Origin of the sequence: Methylobacterium sp. J-072, assembly GCF_022829425.1 — a bacterium.
Lineage (GTDB): Bacteria > Pseudomonadota > Alphaproteobacteria > Rhizobiales > Beijerinckiaceae > Methylobacterium.
In genome coordinates, this window is the sequence record NZ_JAKSYK010000063.1 from 1 (window position 1) to 7103 (window position 7103).

Consider the following 7103-nt stretch of genomic DNA (forward strand, 5'->3'; position numbering starts at 1 on the left):
CCCGACCTCACGCCCGCATCCGAGACACGCCCCGCATCGGTTCGCCGCCCGGGGCGATGGCGGCTGAGAGCCACCGACGCGGGCACCGCCCTGCCCTCCGAACCCGCCGGTCAGCCACCGAACGGACCCCCGAAGAGTGCCGCGGGATCGCTCCCGAAGCACCGAAGGACAGGTGGCGGCTAATGAGCACAAAATAGGAACATTGTCAAGGGAGCTTCGCTGCATTCGCGATTGCATCGACTGCTGACACCTCTGATACAGTTCCGGCTTGAAAGGCTGGCCGCGGCCTTCACCGTCATTGCGAGCGCAGCGAAGCAACCCAGTGCAGCGCGCGATCCCCGGAGGGAGCGTGTTCCTAGGTTGCTTCGCTGCGCTCGCAATGACGGCATCGGCGAGCGGGGCCGTCCCAGATAACGCCGCTGGCCCGGTCCGAGGCCGCAGGAGGAGCCGTCCGGTGCAGAAACTCGCCATCCTCGGCCTCGGCGCGATGGGCTGGCCCATCGCCCACAACCTCGCGGCCAAGCGGGTCACCGAAGCCGAGACCGTCGTGGCGGTGGATGCCGACCCGGCGTGTCTCGCCGGGCTCGACGCGCCGGGCCTCGTCGCGACGGCGGATCCCGCCGCGCTCGACGGGGCCGCGGTGCTGTTCCTGTGCCTGCCGAACGGCGACGTGGTCGAGGCGGCCCTGTTCGGCGGGGATCGCCTGGCCGAGCGGCTGGCGCCCGGGGCGATCGTGGTCGATCTCAGCACCATCGCGCATGCCAAGGCGCTCGCCATCGGCCGTGCCCTGGAGGCGATCGGGCGGCGCTTCGTCGATGCCCCGGTCTCGGGGGCGCCGGCGGGCGCCGAGGCCGGGACCCTCACGGTGATGTGCGGCGGCGACGCGGACACCGTCGCGGCGGTCCGGCCGCTGCTGGAGCGGATCGGCACCAGCGTCCTGCATATGGGGCCGGTCGGGTCCGGCCAGCTCACCAAGACGATCAACAACGTGCTCTACGACATCAACATCGCGGCGCTCGCCGAGGTGCTGCCGATGGCGGTGGCCATGGGGCTGGATCCGGACCAGATCGCCCAGGTGGTCACCACCGGCACGAGCCGGAGCTACGCGTCGCAGTACTTCGTGCCGCGCATCCTCCAGGGCCGCTTCGACGAGGGTTATCCGATGGGCGCGGCCTACAAGGATCTCGTCGCCGCCGCCGCGATCTCGGCCGAGGGCAATTACCCGATGCCGGTCACCGCGGCCGCCACCGCGACCTACCAGACCGCCCTGCGCCAGGGCCACGGCGACCGCGACAAGGGCGCGATGGTGCTGCCGTTCGAGGACTTGCTGGGGGTGAAGGTTCGGTCGCGGGGGCGGGCGTAAGGCGAAGGAGATGTGATGATGGCGCTGGAGACGTTCCCCTACGACACCGCCGAGCACCTGAAGACGCCCGAGGACATCGCCCTCTATATCGAGGCCGTTCTGGAGGACGGCGACCCCGCCCTCGTGGCCGATGCGATCGAGGTCGTTGCCAGGGCGTGCGACATGGCCTGAGCAGATCGCACTTCCCTACTCCGCCGGCTCCGTCGCCGGTACCGCCCCGCGCCCGACCCGGATCGGCAGGACCGGGGCATCGGCACGCTGGAGCACTTCGAGGGCCGCATCGGCCTCGCGCTGGCGGTCCCAGAGCGCCGCGTAGATCCCGCCCGCCTCCAGCAATTCGGCATGGGTGCCGCGCTCGGCGATGCGGCCGTGGTCGAGCACCAGGATCGCGTCGGCGTTGACCACCGTGGACAGCCGGTGGGCGATCACCAGGGTGGTGCGGCCGCGGCTGACCCGGTCCAGCGCCGACTGGATCTCGGCCTCGGTGAAGGAATCGAGCGCCGAGGTCGCCTCGTCGAGCACCAGGATCGGCGGCGCCTTGAGAATGGTGCGGGCGATGGCGACCCGCTGCTTCTCGCCACCTGAAAGCTTCAGGCCGCGCTCGCCCACCGGGGTGTCATAGCCCTCCGGCAGACTGGAGACGAAGCGGTCGATCTGGGCGAGCTGCGCCGCCTCGTGTAAGTCAGCGTCGGTGGCGTCCGAGCGGCCGTAGCGGATGTTGTAGCCGATCGTGTCGTTGAACAGCACCGTGTCCTGCGGGACCATGCCGATCGCGGCGCGCAGCGACTCTTGCGTGACCGCAGCGATGTCCTGGCCGTCGATGCTGATCCGGCCGCTCTGCGGCTCGTAGAACCGGAACAGCAGCCGCGACAGGGTCGACTTGCCCGCCCCCGAGGGGCCGACCACCGCCACCGTCTGCCCGGCCTGGATCTCGAACGAGACGCCGCGCAGGATCGGCCGCTCCGGGGTGTAGGCGAAGCGCACGTCCTCGAACCGCACCGTGCCGCCCGCGACATTCAGCGGCGCCGCATGCGGCCGGTCGGCGATCTCGGGGTTCTGCCCGAGGATGCGGAACATGTCGTCGATGTCGATCAGCGCCTGTTTGATCTCGCGGTAGATCATGCCCATGAAGTTCAAGGGCATCGACAGCTGCACCAGCAGGGTGTTGGCCAGCACGAAGCCGCCGATCGTCGTGCGCCCGGCCAGGATGTCCCGGGCGGCGAGCCACATCACGATCGTCATCCCGATGGTGAAGATCACCGCCTGGCCGGCATTGAGCACCGCCAGCGACACGTAGGTCTGGGTCGAGGCTTTTTCGTATTTGGCCATCGACACGTCGTAGCGGGCGGCCTCGCGGGCCTCCGCACCGAAATACTTCACCGTCTCGTAGTTGAGCAGTGAGTCGACCGCCTTGGTGTTCGCGTCCGTGTCCGACGCATTCATCCGGCGGCGGATGGCGATCCGCCACTCGGTCGCCTTGTAGGTGAAGCCGAGATAGGCCCCGACCGTGAGGAACGCGACCAGCGCGTAGCGCCAGTCGAACTCGTAGGCCAGCACGCCGAGCACCAGCGCGAACTCGACGATGGTCGGCACCAGGGTCAGCACCATCAGGCGCGACAATTCCTCGATGCCGGCGCGGCCGCGCTCGAGCACCCGGGTGAGGCCGCCGGTCTTGCGCTCCAGATGGAAGCGCAGGGACAGGCGGTGCATGTGCTCGAAGGTCTTGAGCGCCAGGCGACGCACCGCGTGCATTGCGACCTTGGCGAACAGCCCGTCGCGCACCTGGGTCAGCGCCGACATCGCGATCCGCGACACCCCGTAGAGGGCGATCAGCAGCATCGGGGCGGCGAACAGGCCGGTCGGCAGCGGCGCATCCTTCCCACCGATCGCGGCGACCAGGGCGTCGGTGATCCACTTGAAGGTGAACGGCGTCACCATGGTCACGAGCTTGGCCGCAAGCAGCAGCCCGAAGGCCAGGAACACGCGGCTCTGCAGGTCGGGCCGGTCGTGCGGCCAGAGATGCGGCCACAGGCGCCGATAGGTGGCGAGCAGCCCGGGGCGCTCGGCTGGGGGTGACCCGGCCGGGGGCGCGGTGTCGTCGGTCATGCGGGATTCTGTGCGCGAGGAACAATCTTCCACCCGCATATAGGTCCGTCGAACGAACAGGGCACCCGCGGCCGCCGCAGGGCCGGTCATCCTCTCCAGAACGGCTTCCGGATCTCGTGGCGCAGGCGCCAGGGTTCGATGCCGGCCTCCCGCAGCTGGTCCGGGTGCAGGGCGGCGAGCGACCTCCGGGTCCGGATGCGCTGGCGCCAGAGCCCCAACAGGGATGGCCGGGCCGGCCGGTTCGCGGAGCGCACGGACGTAGCGGCGGAGGGGAACGTGATGATCGACATGGCGGAGGATCCGGTGACGGGAGCAGTCCGGCCGGGATTGCGGCGCCAGGATTGAACCGATAAAGATCTCGGATCAATCGAAACATTGCACTCGGAGCAATGATGCGGGCCACGGATTACCGGCACGTCGCCGACGCGGTCGCGACCGAGATCGCCGCGGGCACGCTGCGCCCGGGCGACCGGCTGCCGCCGCAGCGGGATTTTGCCTATGCCCGAGGCATCGCGGTCTCGACGGCGAGCCGCGTCTATGCCGAGCTGGGCCGGCGCGGGCTGGTGACCGGCGAGGTCGGCCGCGGCACCTTCGTCCGCTCCGAGCCGGGCCGGGCGGTGAATCTCCAGCCGGAGCCGCCGCCTGCGGCCCTCGACCTGCAGCGGACCCATTCCCGGCTGCCGGAGCAGGAGGTCGTGCTGGCCGAGACCCTGGCGGCCCTGGCGCGCGGGGGCGCCGAGATCGGCTTCAGCCAATACGGCCCGGACGGCACGCCCCGCGCGCGCGCCGTCGCAGCCGGGTTCCTCGCCCAGGACGGCTACGCGCCCAAACCCGCCGACATCCTGTTCACCGGCAACGGCCGGCAGGCGCTCGCCGCCGCCCTCGCGGCCCTGGCGGCGCCGGGGGAGCGGATTGGCTGCGAGCCGCTGACCTATCCGGTGGTGCGGGGCATCGCGTCCCGCCTTGGGATCACCCTGGTGCCGCTCGCCATGGATTCGGAGGGCGTGCGCCCCGACGCGATCCTCCAGGCCCATCGGGCCACGCCGCTGAGCGGCCTCTATCTCCAGCCGACCCTGCAGAACCCGCTCGGCGTGACCATGGGGCCGGCGCGCCGCGCCGACCTCGCCCGCGTGCTCGAGCGGACCGGGCTCACGGCGATCGAGGATGCCGTCTACGGCTTCCTGGCCGACACCCAGCCGATCGCCAGCCTGGCGCCGGACCGGACGATCCTGATCGACAGCCTGTCGAAGCGGGTGATGCCGGCCCTCACGATCGGGATGATCGCCGGGCCGCCGCACCTCACCGACCGGCTCGCCGCCTCCGTGCGTCAGGGCGCCTGGACCGCGCTCGGCCTGTCGCTCGCGGCCGGCCTGCACTGGATGTCCGGCGGCTCGGCGGCGACGCTCGCGGAGGCCAAGCGCCGGGACGCGGCCTCCCGCCAGGCCCTCGCCCGGGAGATCCTTGCCGGACTCACGGTGGTCGGCGATCCCCGCGCCTATCACCTCTGGCTCGAACTGCCCGAGACCTGGCGGGCGGAAGCGTTTGCCGCCGCGTCCTTACGCCGGGGCATCGCCCTGCTCCCGGCCCCGGCCTTCGCGGTGAATCCGGGCCACGCCCCGAACGCGGTCCGCCTCGCCTTGGCGACCCCGTCGCGAGAAGACCTGTCCGAGGCGCTCCGGAGCCTGCGGCGGCTGGCCGTCTCGGAGGACGATCAGGTCGTGGAGTGATGGGGCTGCCGTCGTCTTTGAGACGGTGGCACGTTCAAGGCCGCAAGAGTTTGGCCATAAAATCTACGCGGCTCGGCAAGAAGAGAACCGGTTTTCTTCCCTGAATCGCGTGATCTGCCTAAGCTCAGATGCAGGGCGCCCTCGTTCGCCATGGCAGAGTCGTATCGCGATGTCGTCGGTCTGCACCTTGGGGTGGAACGGATTGCTAGCGGCGCAGCCCCTGCGCACGGTATTCCCGCGCGGACTACATCGGCGGCGGCGAATGCCCGGCGACAAGCTGGCGCCACTTTGCGGCGCTGCCTCGATTTGCGATCCGGCCCGATTGCGGGTTCCGGCCTTCGGTTACGGGCGACACAGGTTTGCATTGGGGGACGCACGGGTCCCCTCTCCCGTGCGGGAGAGGGACAGGGTGAGGGATACGCCTTCTCCGGAAAGACCGGGTCCCTCACCCCAACCCTCTCCCGCACGGGAGAGGGGGCGCGTCGCGGCCTGCACGACCTATGCGCCTCTAACCTGTGTAGACCGTAGCTTCGGCGGGTCGGCGAGGCGCACCGCAAATGTGTCTCGCGCGGGACAGGACTGAGCCATGCTGGCGCCGCCGCTGATCTTCGTCATTGCCGTGCTCAGCTCGTTCGGGCTGCTCGCGTCGGACGTCTACGTTCCGGCCATGCCGGCGATGACCCAAAATTTCGGCATCGCGAACTGGCAGATGCCGCAGACCGTCTCGGCCTATCTGATCGCGCTGGCCGTCGCGCAGCTGGTCTATGGTCCCCTGTCCGACCGCTGGGGCCGCAAGCCCGTGCTCGTGGTCGGCATTCTGCTCTACATTGCCGGGTCGATCGGCTGCGCCGTCGCCTCGGGCTTCACCGGCTTCCTGGTCTGGCGGATGCTGGAGGGCTGCGGGGCGGCATCCGGCCTCGTGCTCGGCCGGGCCATCATCGCCGATACCTGCGACCGGACGGCGGCCGCGAAGGTCTACAGCATCGTCTATCCGTTCGTGTCCCTGTCGCCAGCCTTGGCGCCGGCGATGGGTGCCTATCTGGCTAAGGCCTTCGGCTGGCAGGCCGATTTCCTGTTCGTCGCCGCGTTCGGCGTCCTGGCGCTGATCCTGACGGTGACGCTCCTGCCGGAGACACGCCCGGCCGGACGTCCCGTGCGATCGCCGTTCGAGGGATTCTCGGCGGTCCTGAAGGATCGCAAGTTCCGGCACTACACGCTCATGGTCTGCGCGATCTACAGCGCCTGGTTCGTGTACCTGACGCAATCCGCCTTCGTGTTCGACCGGCTGGGCCTGTCCGAGACCAGCATCGGTTGGCTCTACCTGCCTCTGACGGGCGGGATCATCGGCGCCAACCAGATCGCCCGGCGCCTGCTCGATCGCCTCCCCTACGACGCCATCGTGGCGCTCGGCGTGGCGTGCTTCTTGGCCGGGGGCTGCGCCTTCCTGGCGACGCTGGCTTGGCCCGGCCTCGGAGCGGCCGCCCTGGTGCTGCCGATGCTGCTCGTGAGCCTGGCGAACGGCTCGTCGATGTCGCTCGCCATCGCGGGCGCGATCGCGAGCGAACACGGCCGCTCGGCCGTGGCGTCGGGGCTGATCGGCTTCTTCCAGATCGCCAGCTCCTCCCTGGTCGCGTTCGGCGCCAGCGCGGCGTTCGGGTTGAGCCAGGAGATCCTCGCGGCGATGATCTTCGGGCTGGCCCTGGTCGCGGCTCTGGCGGCGGCTGCCCGGCTGAGCCAAGCACGATCCGGCCAGGGGAAGGCATCGGCGGCTTAGAGCGCCTAACAGAACCGTTTGATCTGGTTGAGGGTGATGAGGCTTGCCGCGAGGCTTGTGAAGGCCTCGTAGATGTCGGCGCGTCGCTCGTAGCGGACGGGCAGGCGGCGGAAGCGGTTGAACCAGGCGTGGG

6 protein-coding genes and 1 pseudogene are annotated in these 7103 nt (G+C 69.9%); 4 read left to right on the top strand and 3 right to left on the bottom strand.

Features of this window, described 5'->3' with window-relative positions:
* The first annotated feature begins 454 nt into the window (after positions 1 to 454).
* On the top strand, positions 455 to 1363 hold the full coding sequence (locus tag MKK67_RS06200) for an NAD(P)-dependent oxidoreductase (RefSeq protein WP_243962845.1): 909 nt from the start codon (positions 455 to 457) through the stop codon (positions 1361 to 1363).
* Positions 1364 to 1378: 15 nt separating this feature from the next.
* Complete coding sequence (locus MKK67_RS06205; protein WP_243962846.1) at positions 1379 to 1534, top strand: DNA-binding protein; 156 nt, start codon at positions 1379 to 1381, stop codon at positions 1532 to 1534.
* Positions 1535 to 1549: 15 nt separating this feature from the next.
* On the opposite strand, the gene MKK67_RS06210 is transcribed toward MKK67_RS06205, so the two are convergent.
* A complete protein-coding gene (locus MKK67_RS06210; protein WP_243962847.1) occupies positions 1550 to 3469 on the bottom strand; it encodes an ABCB family ABC transporter ATP-binding protein/permease in 1920 nt (639 codons plus the stop codon).
* 86 nt (positions 3470 to 3555) lie between these two features.
* Entirely contained in the window at positions 3556 to 3759 is a 204-nt protein-coding gene (locus tag MKK67_RS06215; RefSeq protein ID WP_243962848.1) for a DUF1127 domain-containing protein, read from the bottom strand.
* A 102-nt stretch (positions 3760 to 3861) separates the two neighbouring features.
* Between MKK67_RS06215 and MKK67_RS06220 the strand changes: the two genes are divergently transcribed.
* Positions 3862 to 5196: a PLP-dependent aminotransferase family protein gene (locus tag MKK67_RS06220; protein WP_243962850.1), complete on the top strand. Its 1335-nt coding sequence runs from the start codon at positions 3862 to 3864 to the stop codon at positions 5194 to 5196.
* Positions 5197 to 5782: 586 nt separating this feature from the next.
* The gene (locus MKK67_RS06225) at positions 5783 to 6970 is read left to right on the top strand and encodes a multidrug effflux MFS transporter (RefSeq protein WP_243962851.1); all 1188 of its coding nucleotides are present in this window, start codon (positions 5783 to 5785) and stop codon (positions 6968 to 6970) included.
* A 5-nt stretch (positions 6971 to 6975) separates the two neighbouring features.
* Here the strand turns inward: MKK67_RS06225 and MKK67_RS06230 are convergent.
* Positions 6976 to 7103, bottom strand: a pseudogene (locus MKK67_RS06230) (IS5/IS1182 family transposase); the annotation flags it as partial.

Bases quoted from the DNA above. Each gene is read 5' to 3' on its own strand.
- MKK67_RS06205 (WP_243962846.1), top strand. From the start codon at position 1,379: ATGATGGCGCTGGAGACGTTCCCCTACGACACCGCCGAGCACCTGAAG.
- MKK67_RS06210 (WP_243962847.1), bottom strand. From the start codon at position 3,469: ATGACCGACGACACCGCGCCCCCGGCCGGGTCACCCCCAGCCGAGCGC.
- MKK67_RS06215 (WP_243962848.1), bottom strand. From the start codon at position 3,759: ATGTCGATCATCACGTTCCCCTCCGCCGCTACGTCCGTGCGCTCCGCG.
- MKK67_RS06220 (WP_243962850.1), top strand. From the start codon at position 3,862: ATGCGGGCCACGGATTACCGGCACGTCGCCGACGCGGTCGCGACCGAG.
- MKK67_RS06225 (WP_243962851.1), top strand. From the start codon at position 5,783: ATGCTGGCGCCGCCGCTGATCTTCGTCATTGCCGTGCTCAGCTCGTTC.